The sequence below is a fragment of the Shewanella sp. 553 genome (assembly GCF_059338375.1).
This window is the reverse complement of the sequence record NZ_CM181701.1, coordinates 3,138,269-3,161,145: the sequence shown is the minus strand read 5'-3', so window position 1 is coordinate 3,161,145 and position 22,877 is coordinate 3,138,269. Positions and strand designations below refer to the sequence as shown.

Here is a 22,877-nt window from a genome sequence, read left to right as displayed (position 1 = left end):
ATTGGCGGTTTTTTTATAAGCTTGCTGCGATTATAGCTTAGCGTCGGCGCGAAGGGCGTCGGCTTTATCGGTGCGCTCCCAAGGGAACTCGTTACGACCAAAGTGACCGTAAGCCGCAGTGGCTTGATAGATTGGGCGAGCCAAATCTAACATTTCGGTTAGGCCGTATGGGCGCAGGTCGAAATGCTGACGAACCAGCTTAATCAACACCTCTTCAGACACTTTACCGGTACCGAAAGTTTCAACACTGATAGAGGTAGGCTCAGCGACACCGATAGCGTAAGACACTTGGATCTCACAGCGATCGGCAAGGCCAGCGGCAACGATGTTCTTGGCCACATAACGCGCCGCGTATGCTGCACTGCGGTCAACTTTCGATGGATCCTTACCAGAGAAAGCCCCACCACCGTGACGCGCCATTCCGCCGTAAGTATCGACGATAATTTTACGACCCGTTAGACCACAATCGCCGACAGGACCACCAATCACAAAACGGCCTGTTGGGTTGATGAAGTACTTAGTATCTTTGGTTAACCACTTAGCGGGCAGCACAGGCTTAATGATGGTTTCCATCACGCCTTCAATCAGATCTGGCTGGCTTACGCTGTCACAGTGTTGAGTAGACAGGACTACCGCATCGATACCAGCAATGCTGCCATCGCTGTTATAGGCAAAAGTGACCTGACTTTTCGCATCTGGACGTAACCAAGGTAGGGTATTGTCTTTACGCACTTCCGATTGACGCTTAACCAACTTATGCGAGTAAGTGATCGGGGCTGGCATCAATACGTCGGTTTCGTTGTTGGCGTAACCAAACATTAATCCTTGGTCGCCAGCGCCTTGCTCTTTAGGATCGGCGCGATCAACACCTTGATTGATATCGGGCGACTGTTTACCGATGGCATTAAGTACGGCACAAGAATCGGCATCAAAGCCCATATCTGAGTGGGTATAGCCAATTTCACGCACGGTCTTACGGGTGATCTCTTCGATATCAACCCAAGCCGAGGTGGTCACTTCACCGCCTACCAATACCATGCCGGTTTTAACGTAAGTTTCACATGCCACGCGCGCCTTAGGATCTTGCTCTAAGATCGCGTCGAGTACCGCATCAGAAATTTGATCGGCGATTTTATCTGGATGACCTTCTGAGACCGACTCAGAGGTAAACAAGTGCTTTGCCATAATGGAAAATCTCGTCTGTAAACAATTTGATTCTGTAGAAGTATCTACATCTAGACGGCTATTTTAGTGGAAATCACGCTAGATAACACCCCTTTCGATAAAAATTGTGGGGTAAAGCGCAGTAAATCGCAGCATTCCCAGACCGACACGGGTGCCTAAATGTAGCTAACAAATTGTAATTCATCACCTAATTATCTTTTAGTGATGATTTAATCTCCGAGTCTCTGGGGATGATTTTTTGTCATATTGCCACTCAATTACCACATAAGACCCTAAGAGTGATGAGGCGGCGTTAGCCATTTGATCTCAATGTGGCGGTGAGGTGTTATTACTAGGTTAATATCATGGAGCAATGGGCTTAAGTTGACACATGGTCACGACTCCTTAAGCCTACATATACGGGTTCTACTGCTTAGATCGGGTTAATCTGGGCAATTTGGCGAATTTTATTTGCGTCCCACCGCCTAGTAGGGGAAAATATGCGTCCACAATTGCCCGCAAAATCCCCAATAATAAGCAGGAGAGAGCATGTCATCTCGTAAAGAACTCGCAAACGCTATCCGTGTGTTAAGTATGGATGCCGTTCAAAAAGCCAACTCAGGTCACCCAGGTGCCCCAATGGGAATGGCAGATATCGCTGAAGTGCTTTGGAATGACTTCCTTAAGCACAACCCGACTAACCCAAACTGGGTTGACCGCGACCGTTTCATCTTATCTAACGGTCATGGCTCGATGCTGATTTACTCTCTGCTGCACCTTACTGGTTACGCACTTCCCATCGAAGAACTGCAAAACTTCCGCCAGCTTCACTCTAAAACCCCTGGTCACCCAGAATACGGATACACCCCAGGTGTTGAAACCACCACAGGGCCACTAGGCGCGGGTATCAGTAACGCGGTTGGTATGGCGATTGCGGAAAAAACCCTGGCGGCGCAGTTTAACCGTCCAGGTCACGATATTGTCGACCACTTTACCTACTGTTTCTTAGGTGATGGTTGTTTGATGGAAGGCATCTCACACGAAGCTTGTTCATTGGCGGGCACCTTAGGTCTAGGCAAGCTGATTGCATTTTGGGATGACAACGGTATCTCTATCGACGGTCATGTTGAAGGCTGGTTCACCGACGATACACCTAAGCGTTTTGAAGCCTATGGCTGGCATGTGATTGCCGATGTGGACGGCCATGACAGCGAAGCGATTCGCAGCGCAATAGAAGAAGCTAAGTCAGTCACTGACAAGCCAACCATGATCTGCTGTAAAACCGTTATTGGCTTTGGTTCTCCTAACAAGTCTGGCAGCCACGACTGTCATGGCGCGCCACTAGGCGATGCTGAAATCGCTGCTGCCCGTGAGTTCCTTGGTTGGGAACACGCGCCATTCGATATCCCTGAAAACGTTTATGCGGGTTGGGATGCTAAAGACGTGGGCGCCAGCAACGAATCGGCTTGGAATGAAAAACTGGCCGCGTATGAAGCTGCGTTCCCAGAATTGGCTGCCGAATATAAGCGCCGCGTGATCGATGGTGAATTGCCAGCCGATTTCGAAGCGAAAGCACAAGCCTTCATTAAAGAATGCCAAGAGAAAGGCGAAGGCATTGCTAGCCGTAAAGCGTCACAAAATGCCATTGGTGCTTTTGGCGCTATGTTGCCAGAACTCCTTGGTGGCTCAGCTGACCTTGCCGGTTCTAACTTGACGCTTTGGTCTGGTTCTAAAGGCATTCAAGACGATGCAGCCGGTAACTACATCTATTATGGTGTACGTGAATTTGGTATGAGCGGCATCATGAACGGTGTGTCTCTGCATGGTGGTTTCATCAACTACGGCGCAACCTTCATGATGTTTATGGAATACGCCCGTAATGCGGTACGTATGTCGGCGCTGATGGGTATTCAAAACATCTTCGTTTACACCCATGACTCTATCGGCCAAGGTGAAGATGGCCCAACTCACCAACCTGTTGAGCAACTCGCTAACCTGCGCATGACTCCTAACATGATGGTATGGCGTCCATGTGATGCGGCCGAAACGGCAGTCTCATGGAAGAATGCTATCGAGCGCCGTGATGCACCAACATCGCTTATCTTTAGCCGTCAAAACCTACCCGCTCAAGCCCGTACCGATGAGCAGTTGGCTAACGTGGTGAAAGGTGGTTATGTACTGCGTGATTGTGCTGGTACACCTGATGTCATTTTGATTGCTACAGGTAGCGAAGTGCAATTGGCACTGGACTCTGCCGCTGCATTAACTGAGCAAGGTAAGCAGGTTCGTGTGGTTTCTATGCCATCGACCAATGCGTTTGATGCACAAGATGCGGCCTACAAAGAGTCGGTATTGCCACGCGCTGTAACTAAGCGTGTTGCTATCGAAGCGGCTCACGTTGATTTCTGGCATAAGTATGTTGGTTTCGACGGCGCAGTCGTGGGCATGACCACCTTCGGTGAGTCAGCGCCAGGCGGCGAACTCATGAAATACTTCGGCTTCACCGTTGATAACGTAGTGGCGACCGTTAACGACTTGTTTTAAGCGTTAGTGTGAGTCGAGGCGTGAGCAGCTTAGTGGCTCACGCCAGATGGGACGGCTTATCTGGTGTTGATATCAGGTAAGCCGTTGTCGCATCAACAGTATGCGAGCAGGGATAGAGTGAGGAGTCAAGGCGCTTAATGATCAAAGTTGCTATCAATGGATATGGCCGTATTGGTCGTTCAATTCTTCGTGCCCTGTACGAGTCGGGCAAGCGCGACCGCATTCAAATTGTCGCCATTAATGAACTGGCTAAACCTGAAGCCATGCTTCACTTAACCCAATACGATACCACTCATGGTCGCTTTCAAACCCCGACGTCATTGGTCGATAATATTATGACGGTGGGTGATGACCGTATTCAGTTATTGCATCAACGCGATGCCAGCCAATTGCCTTGGGCTGAGCTGGATATCGATATCGTGTATGAGGCCACTGGTGCCTTAATCGATAGGCAAGCCTGTGAGGCGCACCTGCAAGCAGGGGCCAAACAAGTGCTGATTAGCCATCCATCATCGAGTGATGTCGATGCCACCATAGTTTATGGGGTTAACCACGATACGCTACAGGCCCATCACTCCATCATCTCTAATGCGTCTTGTACCACCAACTGCCTAGTGCCCATTATTGAGGTGCTCGATAGAGCCTTTAAGGTTAAGAGTGGCGCGATAACCACTATCCATTCGGCGATGAACGATCAGCAGGTGATCGACGCCTATCACGACGACTTAAGACGAACCCGCGCGGCGGGGCAGTCGATCATTCCGGTCGATACTAAACTGGCACGGGGTATCGAGCGCATCTTGCCACAAATGAAAGATAAATTTGAGGCCATATCGGTGCGCGTGCCCACTATCAATGTCACCGCCATCGATTTATCGGTGACCATAGACAAGCGCGTCGATATCGACACAGTTAACCAAGTGCTGGCACAAGCGGCTAATGGCTCCTATCAAGGAGTGGTGGGCTATACTAATGCGCCATTGGTGTCATGTGATTTTAACCATGATCCGCGCTCATCGATTGTCGATGGCACCCAAACTCGGGTGAGTGATGGCCATTTAGTCAAACTATTATTGTGGTGTGATAATGAGTGGGGTTTTGCCAACCGTATGCTCGACACCAGTTTAGAGATGATTAACGCCGTAAGGGCGCAGTAAATAAGCCTACAGTAGGCTTAGCCGCTGAGTGTTAATCTAGGTGGAACGTCCCTAATTAGCCACAGCATGAACCGGTTTTGTATTAACTTTTATCTTTTAACTTTTGAACTTAAGGAAACGTAAAATGACGATTATCAATATGTCAGCGTTGGATCTGCAAGGGAAGCGCGTGCTGATCCGTGAAGATTTAAATGTTCCGGTCAGTAATGGCGTGGTGACCAGTGATGCGCGTTTGCGTGCTTCACTGCCAACCATCAAGTTGGCATTAGCAAAAGGTGCGGCGGTCATGGTGATGTCTCACCTAGGGCGCCCAACAGAAGGCGAGTACAACAGCGAGTTCTCTCTGCAGCCTGTGGTCGATTACCTTGCTAAAGCACTCGATTGCCCTGTGCGCCTAGCGACCGACTACCTTGACGGTGTCGAAGCTAACGTGGGTGAAGTGGTCGTTTTTGAAAACGTGCGCTTTAACCTTGGCGAAAAGAAAAATGATGAAGCACTATCTAAAAAGCTTGCCGCCCTGTGTGACGTCTATGTGATGGATGCTTTTGGCACAGCTCATCGCGCCCAAGCGTCTACCCATGGTGTCGGTCTTTATGCGCCTATTGCCTGCGCAGGTCCGCTATTAGCAGGAGAGTTAGAAGCATTAGGTAAGGCGATGGACAACCCTGCGCGCCCATTGGTAGCGATTGTCGGTGGCTCTAAAGTGTCAACCAAGCTGACAGTGCTTGAAAGCCTATCAGGCATAGTTGATCAGTTAGTGGTAGGTGGCGGTATTGCCAATACCTTTATCGCAGCGGCCGGTCATGAAGTGGGCAAGTCACTGTATGAGGCGGACCTTATCGATGAAGCCAAGCGCCTTGTTGCTAATGCACAAAGTCGCGGCGCTGATATCCCTGTGCCCACGGATGTGGTGGTGGCTAGCGAGTTTAGCCCAACAGCGACGGCCACACTCAAAGCGGTGGATGCGGTCACCAGTGATGACATGATCTTTGATATCGGCCCCGACAGCGCCGAAGCCCTAGCTGAGATCCTAAAAAATGCCGGTACCATCGTCTGGAATGGCCCGGTAGGCGTATTTGAATTTGACCAATTTGGCGAAGGCACTAAGCGAATTGCACAGGCGATTGCCGAGTCATCTGCTTTCTCTATTGCGGGCGGTGGTGACACGCTTGCTGCGGTCGACAAGTACGGTATTGCCGATAAAGTATCTTATATCTCAACCGGTGGCGGCGCCTTCTTAGAGTTTCTCGAAGGTAAAGAGCTGCCTGCTGTGGCGATGTTAGAGAGCCGCGGCGAATAAGGGTTACAGAATAAGTAACACGAATCATTCATATTATAAAAAAAACCGCTGACGATGTGCAGCTGCAGGATGTGGCTGCCATCGTTAGTATAAAAATCTGTCCAAACGATAGTGACCTCGGTGACTAAGTTAATGGTTAATTAACACGTTAACTTACACCCTATTATTGGAGTAAAAAAATGGCCTTAATTTCCCTACGTCAACTGTTAGACCATGCCGCTGAACATAACTATGGTGTGCCTGCGTTTAACGTTAACAACCTTGAGCAGATGCGTGCCATTATGCAGGCCGCTGAAGCAACCGACAGCCCTGTGATCGTACAGGCATCGGCAGGTGCGCGTAAGTACGCCCGTCCTCAGTTCCTTAAGTACTTGATGGCAGCGGCGCTTGAGCAGTACCCAGATATCCCTGTGTGTATTCACCAAGATCATGGTACTGATCCTGATATCTGTCAGCGCTCTATTCAGCTTGGCATGTCATCTGTGATGATGGATGGCTCATTGATGGCCGACGGTAAGACGCCAGCATCATATGAGTATAACGTCGATGTGACCCGTAAAACCGTTGCCTTTGCTCATGCTTGTGGTGTGTCGGTTGAAGGTGAAATTGGTTGTCTAGGTAGCCTAGAAACGGGCATGGCCGGTGAAGAAGATGGTGTGGGCGCCGAAGGCGTGCTTAGCCATGACCAACTGCTAACCACACCAGAAGAAGCGGCGCGCTTTGTACGTGACACCCATGTCGATGCACTCGCCATCGCCATTGGTACCAGCCATGGTGCTTACAAGTTTAGCCGTAAGCCTACCGGTGATGTGCTACGCATTGATCGCATCAAAGAGATCCACGCGCGTATTCCTAACACTCACTTAGTGATGCACGGTTCATCTTCAGTGCCACAAGAGTGGCTTGAGATCATCAACCAGTATGGCGGTGCTATTCCGGAAACTTACGGTGTACCGCTTGAGGAGATCGTTGAAGGTATCAAGCACGGCGTACGTAAAGTGAATATCGATACCGATTTACGTTTGGCATCGACAGGCGCGGTACGTAAGTTCTTGGCTGAAAACCCAAGCGAATTTGACCCGCGTAAATTCCTTAAAGCGTCGATGGAAGCTATGGCCGATATCTGTACTACGCGCTATGAAGCCTTTGGCTGTGCGGGTATGGGGTCTAAGATTAAGCCTAAATCACTACAAGCGATGTACAAGGCGTATCAATCTGGCGAGTTAGATCCAAAAGTAAACTAAGTTAAGTTTGCCTGTAAAAAACCACCGTAAGGTGGTTTTTTTATGCCTACAAATAACGTCCCCACCACAAGTCAAGCAATGCTAGCCATCTGCTAGTCGATAAATGAGCTGATGCAAGCTGCATTTTCATTTTTGTATGGTGAATGTTAAGATTGCGCCAATTTTAAGGGACTTCGACAACATAGGTAACGTGAAAATGGGTAACGTGACAATTAACAAACTGCTGACAACGACTGCAATTTTGCTAGCAACACCCTTTGCCGCCCATGCCGGCGCTGATTTTGTTAAGGGTGATAAAACCTTTGCGGCCGATGCCGAGCTAGGAGCCACGGTGACCACAGGTAATACCGAAACCACGTCTCTAAAAGGGCGTTTAGACATGAAACATGAGCTGGGTAATTGGGAGAACCAATACCTACTTGAGGCGCTGTATAAAGAAGATACCGGTGAAGAGACGGGTAAGCGTTACTACGGTTTAGTGCAGGGCAACTATAAGTTTGATGACGTCAATTATATGTTTGCCAATGCCAATCACGAGATTGACCCTTTTACTGGTTTCGATTCTAAATCAACCGTTTCTGTCGGTTATGGTCATAAGTTTATCGACACCCCTAAGACCTTGTTTGCTATCGAAGTGGGTCCTGGTTACCAGTACAAGCGCCTAGATGAGGAGAGCCGCTTAGCCGCGGGTTATGACAGCGAGAAAAGCTGGGTTGCTCACGGCGTGATGAATTTTGAGACAGAAGTTTCAGACAGCGCTACCTTTAAGCAGTTGTTTACCGCCGATTACGGTGAGAGCTTAGAAGGCCGCTCTGAAACCTCTATTACTGCCAATATTGCTGGCGCTCTGGCGATGAAATTTGCCGTGGTCGTACGTTATAACAGCGAACCCTTGGATGATAAAAAGAGTACCGACACCGAAACCAATATGACCTTGCTGTATTCTTTCTAAACCAGTACTCACGCCATAGACAGCGTTTGATGCACGCGATTAAACTTGCTGCTTTGCTTGCCATGGTAATGCATTGAACTTTCGGACATAAAAGCGCCCATAGGGCGCTTTTTTTCATTTTTGCGCCGGGTGTTGAGTCATTTTCTCCATCAACAAAAGCCGTTTTGTGTCCGTTATCACGGAAATCAACATTGCTTTCGCTGATAGCCGCATTATCACAGCAGTCAGCCAGGGTTGTGAGTACAATTACTCATAGTTTTTGATGTGAGAACGCTTATGCAAATCGGTCACTGCTGGTTTGATATTGCTCAAGCACAGCTGTCAAATCAAGATAATGATACCAGTTGGAGTATGCCGCCAGCTGAGTTCGCTGTGCTTAACTTATTGGTGCAGCATCGAGATAAAGTGCTATCAAACGAGCAGCTGTTAGCGTGCCTGCCAGAGCAGGCTCGCTCGCTCGCCAGCCTTGAGGCGGCAATTAAACGTGTGCGCTTCTTTTTAGGTAAGTCGGCGCTGTTTATTGAAGCCGTTGATGGGCAAGGGTATATTCTGCACAGCAAATCGACGCGTGCGGCGCGTTTTTGGGCCTTGCGTCCGGGTAAGAGTATGTCGCTGAAACAGTATTCGATTTTGATCGCCCAGATTGTGTTGTTGCTATTACTGATTTACTCATTATTTGAGCCCGCTTCGAGTGTGTTTCCCCCCTGGCCGACCCGATGATTGTCTAGATGAGTGTCTAGGTGAGTGTCTAAGTGAAAAATGGCCCGCTGCGGCTCGGTTCGCTTAATGATGTTCGCTCTTTTAGTCGTGATGCTACGCCACTATAGCCGTCTCACTTTATCGCTGCTAAACCATCAACGCCTTGTTAAGGCGAACTATCCCTAAGAATCGATAGCCCATGTTAGCGCCGCCATACCCTGCTGAGCGTATCGCACAAAATTTAACTTAACGCTTAGATTTTAGTATTAGCATAAAGTCGCTGATGTATGGGGAGGGGATGCTGACCAATATGGCAGATAAACGGGCATAGTCCGTGTGGTCTATGCCCGTAAGGTGAAGATATTATGAGGCGGGTATGGCTGAGTGTAAGATTAGCTCGTTACTGGCAAGCGCGCCGTTAATTTCAATGGCTACTTGATAGCGTTGTACCGCACCGGGTGCACTATTTTCATCCCAATTGAGCCCGATGGCTTCGAAGCTGTAGTGGCCCTTGTCTGACTCGACTAATACACCATCACATTGCGCCGCAGCACTATCACAGGCAAAGGCTTGGGTGACATGCCAGCGTTTCCATGCTTTAGCGTTACGTGACGGTGTTTCATCGTCAGGAAAGCCAAAATAGGTAATGCGATAGTCTTTGACGTTGGTGATCGCTTGCTCGCCATCATCTGCCAAGGTGAAGCTTAATGCCCCGCTAACGCCATCGAACTGCGCCAATGTGAGGTTAATCGCTGCGGCTTCATTTATATCGATACCGTCCGCTACTGGAGGCAGCACCTCAACTGGTGGCTCGATGGTATCAGCATTATCACTGCCGCAACCGCCGCACAGTAACAGTGTCGCCAGTAGGCCAGTTACTAATTTATCATTCATATCAGCCTCCCTTAATTAAAGTGACCGGTATGGCAAGTGGTGCACTCCATATCGGTTTTAACACTGGCAGCACTGCCCATAGTGTCGGTTACGCCATGACAGCTTTGACAGGCTTGAGCCTCGCTCGATGGCTTAGACTCTGGCAGTGCAGACAAGTCTTCTCCCGCATAAGCGCGGTTGAGTAGCTCAACTAAGTGATAAGCGACAGAGGCAGATAGGCGCTTGCAACGCTCGCTTTTTTGGCTAAAGGTAAAGCCAGAAGCTTTAGACCAGTTACTGATAGAAGAGTGACACAGAATACTGTTGGCTATTGATGATTTACCTACTAGCGCGGTTTTTTCTGCTGTTGAGCCGATACCTGCAACGAACTCATCGCTAGAATATGGAAGCTCTTGGGTTTCATAGTAGCGAAAAGAGGCGCCGATCACTGCGGAATTTTGGCCGTTAATATCATCAAGGATGTTAACTAGCATCCCCGTAGCATTGTTGTTACCACAGACTGTGCCTTGACCGCTTATCCCCGCTCCGCCATAGGCCGCTAATGCTGTTGGGATAGTGGCAAATTTGGCCGCATCAGCACTAGATGATTGCGCGAGCATAGCTACCATGGCGTGGAACACCTGATGCATACAGCCACCGGGAGTTTCATAAGCAAGCTTAGCGGTTGCCATAGCATCGAGTGGCACATACTTGAGTTTATCCCCTAAGGCTAAATGAAAATTACCTTGGTCATCTGTAGCGGCAAAAGCGGAAGTGCCCATTAGGGTCGCTCCGGCTGCGGCGGTGCTAATACCAATAATTTTGGTCAGTGCTTGGCGTCTATTAATGGTCATAAAAATATCCTCATTGAGATAGCATTCGTTCGTTATTAATAAAATAGTGGGTTGTTACTGCAATGATTGTTGAGGGGAAGTGTTATCTATCCCGCCGAACTTGAAGCCAGTTTGGCGCGAGAATCTTGTAAATAGTGTGACGGCTGATGGATGAAGATAGCTGCGGCAAAAAGACAGGCCTACTAGGCCGCAATGTGACATTGGGTGGGCAGTCTTAATCGGTTTTATTCTTAATGGATGCCTGGATCGATTAGGGGTAAAGATTAAGATGTGAGCTGTAACGTCTTATTTGTTGTATTCATGTTAATTTGTGCTGATTGAAGCTAGCGGGGGGCTCGGTATTTATGGGCTGAATAGTGTGACAGGCTTCGCGTAACAACAAGTGAACCTCTCGATTTGGCGATGACTTCCATATAGATTGCAACGAGATAATGGCGATCACAGAAATAATGAATCGCATTGCTTATGCTATAGGCCTATTAACTTATTACGCTTTGTTGGCTTATCGCCTGTATTAACATTTGCTCAGCATCAATGATGAGCACGGATAGGTGGTGCAGACCAATGACCCAGTCAATTAAGTGCGCAACGAGTGCATGGCTGCGTTATCGATACTCTTTTTCTATATACAAAGTGTGAGGTAAGGCAAAGTGAAGGATAAAGTGATTAATGCAACTAGGTGACTGCCTGTTTGATGCTCAAAAAGGGCTATTGACCCATCAAGGCACGCAAGAACAGTGGCAATTGCCTCGGGCTGAATGGCAAGTGCTGCGCATTTTGGCAGAACATCAGGATCAAGTGGTGCCTAAGCAGATACTGGGCGCCGCCGATGCTGAGCACCCGCCGCTGAGCGACTCGTCGGTGACCCGTGCTATCTTTATGCTGCGCTCTTTTTTGGGGCCGGTCGATGAACATTTGATTGAAACCGTTAAAGGCAAAGGTTATCGATTGAAGCTTGCATCGTCACTGGCGCAACAGCAGGAAGTAAAGGCGTGGATTCATCACCCTAGAGAAAGGTTACAACGCTTAGATATTAGGGCGTTAGCTAACATGATTGTCGCATTAATTGTCGCATTAGCTGTCACACTCTGCATGGTATTTGTCGTGGGGCAGTGGCTAAGTGAGGCCAACCTTGAGACGCAAACAACGGCCCCCTTTGCCCAGCAAACGGTGGCGCTGGAGTCTGGCCAGCAAGTCACCCTAAGCAGTTTTGCCACCTCTAAGACCAACAACACTTCGCTTATCGCCTTAACCGAGCGCTTAGCGGCAGAAATTAAACAGTGTGAATCCTCCCCTTGGCGCAAAGTCTTTTTATCCTTATCACATGATAAGCAAGTATTTAATATCACCCTAAGCGGCGAAAAGCTGGGCCAGTCTGTGGTACGTAACCTTAAACTAACTGACTTTAGGCAGCGCAAAGCATTTCTTTCCGAGGCTTGGCTGGCAGAGGTATCTTTGTGTGAATAGAAAACTACTCTGGGCCATTAATCTCACTATCTTGCTGCTGCTCGCGACAAGTGCCACCATTAGTTACCGTTATCTGTATCCGGCAAAAAGTATTATGCTCAGTTGCAGCTCTGAGCTGTATGATAGTCGCGACCCCTTAGGCGGTGGACGTCATTACTTGTTGGTCGACATTATGGCCAAAGCGCAGCAGGCGCAGATTAATTATCGTTATTTTAATTTAGACGGGACCTCGGCTGGCACCATTCGTATGCAGGGACAACTTAACGACTATGATGAAGCGGCCAATCGGTTTGATTTTTCGGTCTACACCAAAGAAGAAAGCCTAGATGAACGCCCCGACAGTCGTCCGCAACATATGCAGTATCTTTCCTATGTCAGTTCGTTTAATTTAGACAGTCAAGGTATGCATAATCTGTCTATTGAATCATTAGACTTAGACCCCCATCGTGATTACGCTGTAGTGTTGTTTCAGCCCAGCAATACCGTATGTGGTTGTCGCTTAGTTCATTGACACATCTTGGGTTATACTAAATAACAACCTATAAGTTTATGATATATTTTATTATTTTGAGGTCGTGTGTCTAAGGTTTATGTTAAGCAGGAAGAGTCACTGTCGATAAAGTTTACCCACCAGATGAAAGTGGGTGATCAAAGGCGGTTAGACCTTTATTTCTTTTTACCCAAAGAGATGGGAATTAACTCTCAAAGCCTCGATGCAGAAGAATATTATTACTCGGCCATCGCTGGGCGCCGCTCCTATTACTCCTCAGGTCTACATCTGCCTTTAGTGCAAGGGCGCTTTATTAGTCAAAATAAGCGCACCGTCGAAGAGTTTAGGCTCTATTTAAACCTGTTTGCTTACCAGTTTGCGGTGGCGATTGAGACCGACAGTAAAGAGTTGGCCCAGGTGGAAGATGTTGAGCAATTTTACACCTCACTGCATGAGCTCAGTGACATTGTCGCCCAGCTACTGAAGAAGTTTCGCCGTAATGAACCGAGCGACCCTAAATGGAAACATTATTTCGAAAACTCCGATAATTACCTGTCGTGGTTTTGTGAACAGCGCCTATTACAACTGATCTCCCATGCGCCGCGCAGCAGTGATTACAATGAATTGACTGAAGAGGTGTTGTCGCTGTGTCGTAATGAGCGGACCTATCGTGAAGTTAAAAAGTATAATTCTGCGCAAACCAAAGACGATCCTAACCGCATCTCAAATAAGATGTTGTTATTAAGACGTTTGATCCAACAAGGGGTCGTGCTCAAAGAGGAGCTTAAAACCTTAGGTGTGGGCTTAAAGAAACTCACCACCGGCGTAGCCACCGGTGGGGTGATGCTGGTCGTGTCGGCCTTGATTATTAAAGCCCAAGGTGTGTTTAACGGCCTGACCCTGTCACTGGTGTTAACCTTGGCGGTGATCTATGGCTTTCGTGAAATTTTTAAAGAAGATATTCGCAATGCCTTATGGCGGGTTATCCAAAAGGGGCGGCCGCGTTGGAGCCGCATTCTGCGTGATACCACCACGCAAGCGGTCATTGGGCGTCAGTTAGTCTGGCTAGATTTTATTAAGTACAAAGACTTGCCTGAACAGATTGAAGAGATATTAAAGCGCCGTCATAGCCAAAATAAGGTCGATTCGGAGATCTTGCACTACGGTATATACTCACGCATCGCCCAGAAAGACTTTTTAGCCGGTTACTCGACCATTCAAGAGCAAGTAAACTTTAGTTTGGTGCCGTTTGCGCGTTATTTGGAGCGCGGCAGAGCCAAAATTTATAAAGAATCTGCTGGCCAAGTCAGTTATGACTCTGTTGAGCGGCGCTACCAAGTCAACCTTATTTTAAGGTTGCGAGAAGGACGTAATCCGCCGCAATATGCGCGTTATAAGATTACCATGAACCGTTCGACCATAGTCGAGGTGACCGAAAGCCAGTTACCCGATGGCATGACGCCAATAGGTGGGGAGCAAGACAGCGAAGACTAAGGTGGCACTTCGCTGGCAGCGAAGCTGTGCTTGATGGAGTATCAATTATCTGTGTTTGAAGCTCGTGTCTTCACTGTTATCCATTGCCTGTGCAGGTGCTTCCTCGACTCGGTGAGTGAAGCATCGCTTCTACCCGTTTTAGGTGTTTAGAGGGGGGTATTTTGAACCATGACAGCATGGTGTATCAATTGCCTGCCGCAGGCCTTTCGTACAGGTGCTTCTGTGACACGGTGAGTGAAGCCCAGCTTTATGCTTACGAACGAGAGGCATGGATGCCGCCGCGGAGCGTATAGGGATATATTCACAGCGAGCCAAAAGAGCGCTTGCACATAAAGCCTGTGGCAGGCTATTAATTGCCATTAAGGTGCGTTTTCATAGCACATCAATAAATGAAAATTCAGCATAACGCTACTCAAGTAAACTTAAAAAAATGCCAAGCCTTCATTTCAAGGTCACCAAACTTTGGGGCAGAATCTAGTTAGCTTTTGAACTAGCAGCTCACAGCAAATGCAGTCAAATCGAAGAGATGAAATAACCCTGTGTAGATGCAGCTGCGGACGTTGATGGCATGGCGAGGTATCACGAAGTGACACTCTCCAAGGGAGAGATAGGGATATCGAATTGGCAGTTAAAAATGGGAGGATTACCACTGCAGGTGATAGATTGTCATGAAGGTACACCTTCAAACACTTTCAATAAATGAAAATGCAGCCAGCCGCTACTCAAGAAAATATCATCGACCTTCAAGCCTCTGCCCCAATATCCACTTCGTCAGACGCTAATGTTCTTCAAAATCGCGATTAGTAATCTGCCCCCTCGAACACGGTTCAGCCGCACAGCTTATCCAACTGCTAGACGCTAAATTGATAATGTCGAGTGAATAAAAAAGCGCCCGAGGGCGCTTTTGACTTTGCAGGGACTAACTTTGCAGGGTTAGTGTAGGTGCTTGGTATCACCAAGCACCTAATGGGGTATCACTTGTGAGTTATAGCTGGTGTCCGTGGTGCTCCATAATTTTCTCTGGGCTATGACAAGTCGCACAGGCTTCTTTAGCGTCTTTGGCTTCTTGCTTATCTGGGCCAAAGTAGGCGCCGTTATTTTGCATGTGTGCCATAGCGGCATCTGACAGATACTTCTGGTGACAACTAATGCACGAAGCCGCATCAGATGAAGCATACCAAGTGGCAACTGGCGTTAGCGCGGGATCGTTGTTTTTACCTGGAATAAAGCTAGGTACAGCATGGGCTTGGCCTGCATTACGACCGAGCTCGAAACCATAATCTTTACCACTCCAACCTTCGACTTCAGCATGACAAGTGGTGCAGTCAGTCTTCAGTAGGGTACCACTACCGCCATGGCCATTATCATGACCTTGTGCCTTATGGGCTTTATACATAAAGCTGGTGGACTTCATTTCGCCCGAAGCAAGTGCGTCGCCATTAGCATCTTCGACCGCACCGAGTTTCTTATCGTTGGTGTGGCAAGCGATACAATTGACGCCATTTGAGTCATGGTAAAACTCATAGCTATGGCAATCGTAGCAGGTTTGCTCATCAATAATCGCGCGGCGCTGTGCAACAACCGCAGCGGTGTCGTTAAGGATGGTGCGATACGCCTCTGTTTGGACATAGGCAGGATATGCATTGGTCGCATCACAACTAGTACGGTTAGTGCTGCTCTCTTCGAAACACACTTTAAGCACTGGCAGTACTTCTAGTGAGCGTGAAGCGATATCGGCTGGGAAGTTCATCGCGACCTTAACGCTAACACTGTTGTCGCTATTCCAAGTTGCTTTCGTTGGATCTTTAATGTCGATACGGCGCTGGCTGTAGGGGGATTGATCAAAATCTGGATAATCTTTCTCAACATCCCAGCTGACCACAACATAAGGCTTGCTGTAACCCTGTTTATAGACTTCATTTTGGCTGACAAGCGTACCCGCTTCATCCATTATCTTCAGATCGAAGCTAATTTCATTGGCGACGCTGATGGCAACATTTGTGACGACGGCGTCATAGGCTTTTGCCGCTTGGTAAGGCTTAGCATGGTCGTTATGCACCGCAGCGCTGTGACAATCTGTACAGGTCAGCTCTGGGTTTTTATCTGACTTATGCTGCACAGGAGAGTCGGTATGACAACCGGTACAAGCGTTGGCATTGGCATTAGCGAGCCAGAGATCTTTATCGGCTAAGCTGTCATCTTCAACGTGACAGGCGGCGCAATCCATAAAGGGTTTAGTTGGGAAAGCCGGGTAGTCAAAGGCGTGAGCGCCACCATAACCTGCGATGGTGTAGGGCATGGGTACCACATTACCTTCGCTGTCTTTACCTTCACGGTGTGGCCCCATATGGATGGCGTGCACCATATGGCCTAACTCGACAGAAATAGCGTTAGGATCGGTGACTATGCCATTGTGACAAGACTGGCAATTTTCCATATCGAGTCGACGGCCGCCATGGGCTTTTAGGCTGTCTGGTTGGTGGCAGGTGTAACAGGTTTGCATAGTGACCAGATCGCGCGTCTCTATGCCTTCACTGGCATTAGTCGATGGGATCCAATCGAAATGGGCATTTTCTGCCAGTTCATGGCCTGAGTCATATTCAAACTGCATCTCAATGGCGATGCGTTGGGTGAGTTGTGGGTCGAAACTGACGCCAGCAGGATCGTCGGCCGTGGTCAGATTGGTGTTAAAGGTATAGGTATAAGTACCGTCGTGATGATCGGTTAAGCACTCTGGGCAGTCGTTTATCTTTTCAAAGCCCTGCTCAAAGGTGGTGCCGGCATCATTGGTGGTTTCATTGAGAAGTGAAAACCACTGCTTGAGCTCGGTGCCATCTTTGGTCTGCAACTGGGCTAATGAGAAGCGAAAATCGTGAAAGGGATTCGTGCCATTTAATCCTATTAGTCCAACGCCTTGGCTATTTTCAAGGCTAAAGTCGACGGTAATAATACCATTTTCGTAACGCGCACTGCTGATATTGGCGATGGCTTCGTCAGCCATGTCGATATTGAGGCCGTTACCGCCGGGTTGTCCTGGCACGCCAGGCTGGCCGTTTTCACCATCAACACCGTTTTTACCATCATTTCCATCTCCACAAGCTGCCAACATCATTGACGAAGCAATGAGTAGCGCCAGTGTGGTTGTTTTTGTTTTTATCATCATTTATCTCCAAGATTAACCACTGGGTGTAGCTGCTTGAAATGTTAAAGATTGGTAGCGATGTTCGATATGAAGCGCATCACTTTAACGACTGCAGTGATAAATGGTGAATATGCTATTTATTGCGTCACAAATTGGATTTAATGGCCTGTTTGCTGCGTTAATATTGGTGTAATTCACTGGTATTTTTATTATTGGTGGCGTTTTAGTTCAAAATTCACGCAGGGGAACTCTAATATTCATATTGCGCAAATCACAATTGTGAATCTTGCTTGGTAGGGGTTAAGGGCGGGGGTGAGACCTAGGGGGATAATTAGAAGCTGATGAGTTGAGATGGGTTTTATCTGTGTCACATATTTAACAAAATCTTTGCATTGGGTATCACTCTTTACTCTGCGTAATCGTATTGCGAGGCAATTTACCTTAAATTAGCGCTCAGTAAACTAAGCGATTAGTCAATATAGGTGACATGGATCCTGAAAAAGGAGAGGCATGAGTCGAGTTAATACCAATAGTCTATTTAATATTAAAGTCTTTGTATTATTGTTTGAAACATTAAGCTCTACCGAAGTCGCGCAACAATTAGGGGTGGCGACATCAAAAATTAGTCGCAGTTTAAAAGCCTTACGCCACTCGTTCGATGAGCCTTTGTTTATTCGTAAGCAACATGGTTTTGAGCATACCCCATTCGCAAAGACGATTTATCCTCACTTAAAACAGTTGCTCACCCTATCTGAGACCAGTTTGGCCTTGTCGCAACCGGTAAATACACAGGTGACCCAGCAGATGACCATTACCTGCCCGCCGCCATTATCGCTTAATTTACTCAGTTATCTGCAAGATAAAGCGTCGCAATTAAAGCTGCAATACTGCTTTAATATTAAGACCTGTAGCAATGATATCGATAAGCTGTTAAACCGCTTAGAGGTGGATTTAGCGGTGACCTTTGAAGCCCATAATTCCGAGCGTTTGTCGTCGGCATTTGTCGCTAAAGCCAATGCCTATGTGGTGGTGGGTAATCAACAACATCCTATTTTTAAGGGCGATAGCCGTATCGATGTCGATACTATGCTCAAGTACCCTTATATCAGTTTTAATGGCCATGAGTTTGAGCAAGGGCACGATCCGCTGGCGATGTATGCCTTAGATAAAGGGCGGTCAATTAACATGGTGGCCAAGGTGTGTCTGTTGGCAGATTTGATGATCCAGCTTGAGCGTAGCGATGCCTTAGCCTTGATCTGTTATCGCGATGCGGTTGCGTTTTTATGTGCCAAAGCCAAGCTGCATGCGGTCGCCTTGCCTGAAGACCAAAATCGACTGCTTAATTTACGCGCAGACGGCCATCGTCATTACCTGACCAAACTGAGGCAGGGCAATCAAGCGAACCTGTGGGTTGAGGCTGAGATAGCGTCTTACATTCAAGGCAATGTGATCCTACATTGTGATGGAGCCATTGATGCCAAAAGATAAATTACTCGATATTTCGTTAGCCACCTTAGAGATTTTTTGCCTAGTCTATGTGAGAAAAAATGCTATCGAGGTGGCAAATCATCTAGATCTGTCGCAGCCCAAAGTGAGCCGAGCATTGGCGGCCCTTAGGGCGGTATTTGATGATCCCTTGTTTATTCGCCGCGAGAGTCAATTTCAGGCGACCGAAACGGCGCATAATCTCTACCCCATTTTTTGCCAAATGATGGCCTGTAGCCAAGAGGTCGACCATCTGGTGAGAGGCGGCAAAGGGGTGATGGCGGCTAATGTCGAGGTGGCTACCGTGCCGCAACTGGAGATCAATTTAACCCAAAGTATCAAGCAGGCGGCGCTGGCGGTGAGTGATGACGATATGATGGTGGCGACCACGCCGTGGGGCGAGGGCACGGCGCAGCAATTATTAAATGATGAGCTTGATGCGGCCATCAGTTTCGAGCGTGCTGATAACCGCGCTATCTTGTCAAAATCGATTATTCAACATCGCGGTGGTTATCTTGTGGCACGTAAAGAGCACCCTATTTGGCAAGCCCCCAATATCGATAATATGATTGATTATCCGTTGGTGAAGCTGATCACCATGCCTTTTCCTGCCAATAAGTCGCCCCTTGGCAGTTATGCCAAACGGGTGGGCAAACAACTGCAGTTATATGCTACGGCGCCCGATCTGGGCAGCGCCGCAAACAGCCTGTTGAGCTCCGATGCCATTATTATTATAGGGGTGCAAGGTGCGGTTGATTTTTTAAGAAACATCAATGGATTGCATGCACAACAAATTGATTATCAGCAAGATCAGTTGCTGTTAGAAAACTTCAGCCACCCTACGGTTTATCTATGGCTGAAGTTAGATGCCAGTGGCAAAGTGACCACGCCGTTTTGGTTACAGCGTTGCCTAGAGGATTACATCATCAAGGCGCATCAATAGCCGTTATACGCGCTATTTTTTATCGGCAGCGTTGTGACGCGTATAGGCTTGGCAAATACTTTGCTCACCTATCTGTTTTGCGCGCTGCAGGGCCACTTCGGCATTACTTAAGTATTGCTCTAGATTTTGTCCCGCTTGATAGCTGGCTATGCCCATGCAAATACCAGTACCAAGACCGATATTATTAAGGCTGTTGAGTGACTTGGCCGCAAAATGATGCGCCGCATCCGAGCTGGTATCTGGCAAGATAATAATCACTTTGCCCAGTTGCCAATGGGACATCTGATAGCCCACTGGCAGTGACTTTAATAAGTGGATCTCCACTTCGCGCTGACGGCTCTCTAACTGACCAATATCACTCATGTGGCTGAGCATGCTTTCGGCGGTAATGTCGATTAGCAGTAGGCTGGAGTTATCGCGACTCTTAGGGGACAGCGATTTAAAGTAATCATCTAAATCCCGCAGGTTAACTAAGATGGTGCTGCGATGAGGAATAAAATCGCCCCGGTCGTGTAATAATGTGCGTGTTTGTGCCTGCTCTAAGGTACAGACGATATATTCAATCTCACCAGCGCTATCTAAATGGCCTTTTAAGGTGGCTTGCAGGCAGGTGTTTTCATGATTGTTGGGATCGCATAAGATTTGCCCTTTCCAGCTGCCTTGCAGCAAAATTTGCTGGGTGATGCGCGGCCACTGTGAACTCAAATCGTTATTAAGCAGGTCGGTAAGGTTTTTATTGTTGATGTCGTGAATAGACAGCAACTGCATAAACGCTTCGTTGGCGAGGGTAAGATCGCCATTGACTAACACTAAGGCGCTCGCCACCGCATTATCATTAAGTAGCCGATTAAGGTTGGCTTGCTTTTGTGCTTGTTTTAACTCGGTCACATCGCTAAAGGTCACTAGCAGGTAGTTGCCTTTTTTAGCTGGGCGCTGTGCACTGGTTATGGTGACGGCAAGACAGTGACCACATTGCTCTTCAAAATCGATAACATCGTGCCATTTTTTATGTTCATTAAGCTGCACTAATATCGCCGCATAGTCCTCATCTTCCATTTGCAAGATGCGCTGTAAATTACGGTCCGACAGCTCATCTAGGGGGATATTTAATAATCTGGCGGCTTGTTCGTTGGCGGTAACAACCCGATTATGGTCATTGATGATGATGCAGCCAGTATCTTGATGAAACAGCCGATTGGCGAGATCGATACTAAATTCCCGTGAACGCTGCGCAATGCGATAGGCATGCACCAGCAAGATCAATCCCAGCGACAGTAAGGTCAATACTACTGAGCCAATAATGACAATATTACGCCATTCATAAAAATCGGCGGCAATCGCATCGTTGCGCACATAGGAGACTAAGTAATACTCCCGGCGGGTTTCATATTGGGTTGTTAGCTCAATTTTTAAGTAAACAAAGGTGGCATCATCACCATGAAACTGGCCAAAATTGCTGGTGGCCATTTTTCGCCATAACGCCGGATAGCTTAGGCGTAAACTGGCGCCCAATGTCTCGGGGATACGATTGATAGTGGGTTTATTTTTAACACCAGCATAGAGTAAACCTTGGGTATCGACCATCAACAGCGGCGACTCTTCGCTAGAATATGCGGGTTTAATGCTTTTGAGCATGCGCGTCATGGATTGGTAGGTAACGAGGTAGCCTCGCACACTCAGATCAGGATTTTCGAGCCATGCCAGTTGATACAGATAGGGTTCTATCTTGCCATCGACCTGAGTAAAATCCAGTGGTGAGGTGTAAACTTCACCACCGCCCATGCTGCTAGCCCCGCCTAATAATGAGGAGGGTAATGCCTGATAGGCGATTTCGCTGGCCGCTGAAAATTTAAAGGTACCTTGAGGATCGAACAAGGCGATATCGAACAGCTCAGGAATATTACCTGTCATTAACTGCCAGTTTTGTTGCAGCTGTTGCTGGCCGGCTTCGCTTGGGTTGGTGAGATAGTTTTTGAGCAGCTCAGAGTTAGCAAACATCTGAGTTCTAAACTTTTGAAATGTCACTCTATCGGCAATCAGGCTGCCAACCGATTGCAGCTCGCTATATCGTTGTGCGGCCCAATCTTCCTGCAGGCGACGTTCGCCTAGGGTAACGATCACATTGGTCAATAGAATCGAACTGATCAGCAAAATAATGATCTGTGTTGCCACGGAGAAAATCCGTTGCGGTGACCAGTGAAGTCCTTGCCCTGTGATCAATAGTGGAAGTTTTTGCGTCAGCATCGAGTGTCATTGTCTAATTACTTTTGCGGCTATATTAGCAGATTCTCACGGCTTAACACAGTGACTTACAATTGACTAACACCCGTGACGATATCCATGGTTTAGTCGGTGTTAGATTGGGTTACCTTTTCGGCGCAAATGCGCCTCGCTAATGCCTTATTGTCTGCTTAAGGCCGCTAGCCGACTACGCCTAAATGTCGGTGTTTAAATTCGGCATTGGCGGCCAGCACTATCTGTTTACAGCGCGCAATATCGACACCTTCTAAGCCATCAATGGCCGACACTTGCACCTTGGCGATATACTGCGGCGCCAGTTTTATAAACTCATTTACGGCGTGATAGGCGCCTTTGAGTTTAGGCTGGCAGTGGCGTAGATACGCCGCTTCAGTATCGGCATTAAGTGAAATCGATAGCGCGTCAACGACAGGGGCTAACTCAGGCAAAATATTGCGCCGGTGAAACAGATTGCCTAAGCCATCGGTATTGACTCTAACTTTGCCGCCTTGGCTTTTGATTGCGCCGGCAACCTCGAGCAGGGTGGTCAGATTTAAGGTGGGCTCGCCATAGCCGCAAAACACATATTCATCGAAGTGGCTAACCTCCCCTAGCAGAGGGATAAGCTCCTGTGCCTTAGGTTGATGGTCTAAGGCTAACTGATAGTCGTGGATCTGCTTGCTGCCATTGTGTTTTGGGCAAAATTGGCAACGTAAGGTGCAACGCCCGGTGATGTTAAGGTAGCGGCTGTTACGAATATCGTAGACTAGGGTTGATTGACTCATGATAGGTGACGTTGCCCGAGCTGATGGGGTAAAGAGGACAGTGTAG

Annotated in this window: 17 protein-coding genes; 11 read left to right on the top strand and 6 right to left on the bottom strand. The window is 47.9% G+C overall.

Features of this window, described 5'->3' with window-relative positions:
* Nucleotides 1–30 precede the first annotated feature (30 nt).
* Nucleotides 31–1,185, bottom strand: coding sequence for a methionine adenosyltransferase (gene metK, locus AC5YBZ_RS13990; RefSeq protein WP_475514758.1), 1,155 nt, complete (start codon nucleotides 1,183–1,185; stop codon nucleotides 31–33).
* A 528-nt stretch (nucleotides 1,186–1,713) separates the two neighbouring features.
* Here metK and tkt point away from each other — a divergent pair.
* From tkt to AC5YBZ_RS13960, 6 genes are all read left to right on the top strand, one after another.
* Nucleotides 1,714–3,708 carry a transketolase gene (gene tkt / locus AC5YBZ_RS13985; protein WP_494523873.1) on the top strand — a complete coding sequence of 665 codons (1,995 nt, stop codon included), beginning with the start codon at nucleotides 1,714–1,716 and terminating at the stop codon, nucleotides 3,706–3,708.
* Nucleotides 3,709–3,845: 137 nt separating this feature from the next.
* On the top strand, nucleotides 3,846–4,865 hold the full coding sequence (gene epd, locus AC5YBZ_RS13980; RefSeq protein WP_494521000.1) for an erythrose-4-phosphate dehydrogenase: 1,020 nt from the start codon (nucleotides 3,846–3,848) through the stop codon (nucleotides 4,863–4,865).
* 124 nt (nucleotides 4,866–4,989) lie between these two features.
* On the top strand, nucleotides 4,990–6,165 hold the full coding sequence (locus tag AC5YBZ_RS13975; protein WP_494543066.1) for a phosphoglycerate kinase: 1,176 nt from the start codon (nucleotides 4,990–4,992) through the stop codon (nucleotides 6,163–6,165).
* A gap of 179 nt (nucleotides 6,166–6,344) precedes the next feature.
* Complete coding sequence (gene fba, locus AC5YBZ_RS13970; protein ID WP_494521002.1) at nucleotides 6,345–7,409, top strand: class II fructose-bisphosphate aldolase; 1,065 nt, start codon at nucleotides 6,345–6,347, stop codon at nucleotides 7,407–7,409.
* A 196-nt stretch (nucleotides 7,410–7,605) separates the two neighbouring features.
* The gene (locus tag AC5YBZ_RS13965) at nucleotides 7,606–8,361 is read left to right on the top strand and encodes a DUF481 domain-containing protein (protein WP_494521003.1); all 756 of its coding nucleotides are present in this window, start codon (nucleotides 7,606–7,608) and stop codon (nucleotides 8,359–8,361) included.
* Nucleotides 8,362–8,637: 276 nt separating this feature from the next.
* Complete coding sequence (locus AC5YBZ_RS13960) at nucleotides 8,638–9,081, top strand: winged helix-turn-helix domain-containing protein (protein WP_494521004.1); 444 nt, start codon at nucleotides 8,638–8,640, stop codon at nucleotides 9,079–9,081.
* Nucleotides 9,082–9,423: 342 nt separating this feature from the next.
* Here AC5YBZ_RS13960 and AC5YBZ_RS13955 read toward each other — a convergent pair whose 3' ends face one another.
* Nucleotides 9,424–9,954: a hypothetical protein gene (locus AC5YBZ_RS13955; protein WP_494543065.1), complete on the bottom strand. Its 531-nt coding sequence runs from the start codon at nucleotides 9,952–9,954 to the stop codon at nucleotides 9,424–9,426.
* Between the two features lie 11 nt (nucleotides 9,955–9,965).
* Entirely contained in the window at nucleotides 9,966–10,787 is an 822-nt protein-coding gene (locus AC5YBZ_RS13950; RefSeq protein WP_494521006.1) for a cytochrome c3 family protein, read from the bottom strand.
* A 669-nt stretch (nucleotides 10,788–11,456) separates the two neighbouring features.
* On the opposite strand from AC5YBZ_RS13950, the gene AC5YBZ_RS13945 reads away from it, so the two are divergent.
* The 3 genes from AC5YBZ_RS13945 (at nucleotide 11,457) to AC5YBZ_RS13935 (ending at nucleotide 14,238) form a co-directional block, all read left to right on the top strand.
* Nucleotides 11,457–12,254, top strand: coding sequence for a winged helix-turn-helix domain-containing protein (locus AC5YBZ_RS13945; RefSeq protein ID WP_494521007.1), 798 nt, complete (start codon nucleotides 11,457–11,459; stop codon nucleotides 12,252–12,254).
* The gene (locus AC5YBZ_RS13940; RefSeq protein WP_494521008.1) at nucleotides 12,247–12,765 is read left to right on the top strand and encodes a hypothetical protein; all 519 of its coding nucleotides are present in this window, start codon (nucleotides 12,247–12,249) and stop codon (nucleotides 12,763–12,765) included. Before AC5YBZ_RS13945 ends, AC5YBZ_RS13940 begins: the two co-directional genes overlap by 8 nt.
* Before the next feature lie 66 nt (nucleotides 12,766–12,831).
* Complete coding sequence (locus tag AC5YBZ_RS13935) at nucleotides 12,832–14,238, top strand: hypothetical protein (protein ID WP_494521009.1); 1,407 nt, start codon at nucleotides 12,832–12,834, stop codon at nucleotides 14,236–14,238.
* Nucleotides 14,239–15,223: 985 nt separating this feature from the next.
* Here the strand turns inward: AC5YBZ_RS13935 and AC5YBZ_RS13930 are convergent.
* Nucleotides 15,224–17,401, bottom strand: a complete 2,178-nt coding sequence (locus tag AC5YBZ_RS13930) for an OmcA/MtrC family decaheme c-type cytochrome (protein WP_494543064.1) — start codon at nucleotides 17,399–17,401, stop codon at nucleotides 15,224–15,226.
* A 489-nt stretch (nucleotides 17,402–17,890) separates the two neighbouring features.
* Here AC5YBZ_RS13930 and AC5YBZ_RS13925 point away from each other — a divergent pair, with 489 nt between their 5' ends.
* Nucleotides 17,891–18,868, top strand: a complete 978-nt coding sequence (locus AC5YBZ_RS13925; protein WP_494543063.1) for a LysR family transcriptional regulator — start codon at nucleotides 17,891–17,893, stop codon at nucleotides 18,866–18,868.
* Complete coding sequence (locus tag AC5YBZ_RS13920) at nucleotides 18,855–19,808, top strand: LysR family transcriptional regulator (protein ID WP_494543062.1); 954 nt, start codon at nucleotides 18,855–18,857, stop codon at nucleotides 19,806–19,808. Before AC5YBZ_RS13925 ends, AC5YBZ_RS13920 begins: the two co-directional genes overlap by 14 nt.
* Nucleotides 19,809–19,820: 12 nt before the next feature.
* On the opposite strand, the gene AC5YBZ_RS13915 is transcribed toward AC5YBZ_RS13920, so the two are convergent.
* Both AC5YBZ_RS13915 and AC5YBZ_RS13910 read right to left on the bottom strand, forming a co-directional pair.
* Nucleotides 19,821–22,052 carry a PAS domain-containing protein gene (locus AC5YBZ_RS13915; protein ID WP_494543061.1) on the bottom strand — a complete coding sequence of 744 codons (2,232 nt, stop codon included), beginning with the start codon at nucleotides 22,050–22,052 and terminating at the stop codon, nucleotides 19,821–19,823.
* A 176-nt stretch (nucleotides 22,053–22,228) separates the two neighbouring features.
* The gene (locus AC5YBZ_RS13910) at nucleotides 22,229–22,831 is read right to left on the bottom strand and encodes a TatD family nuclease-associated radical SAM protein (protein ID WP_494543060.1); all 603 of its coding nucleotides are present in this window, start codon (nucleotides 22,829–22,831) and stop codon (nucleotides 22,229–22,231) included.
* Between the last annotated feature and the right edge of the window lie 46 nt (nucleotides 22,832–22,877).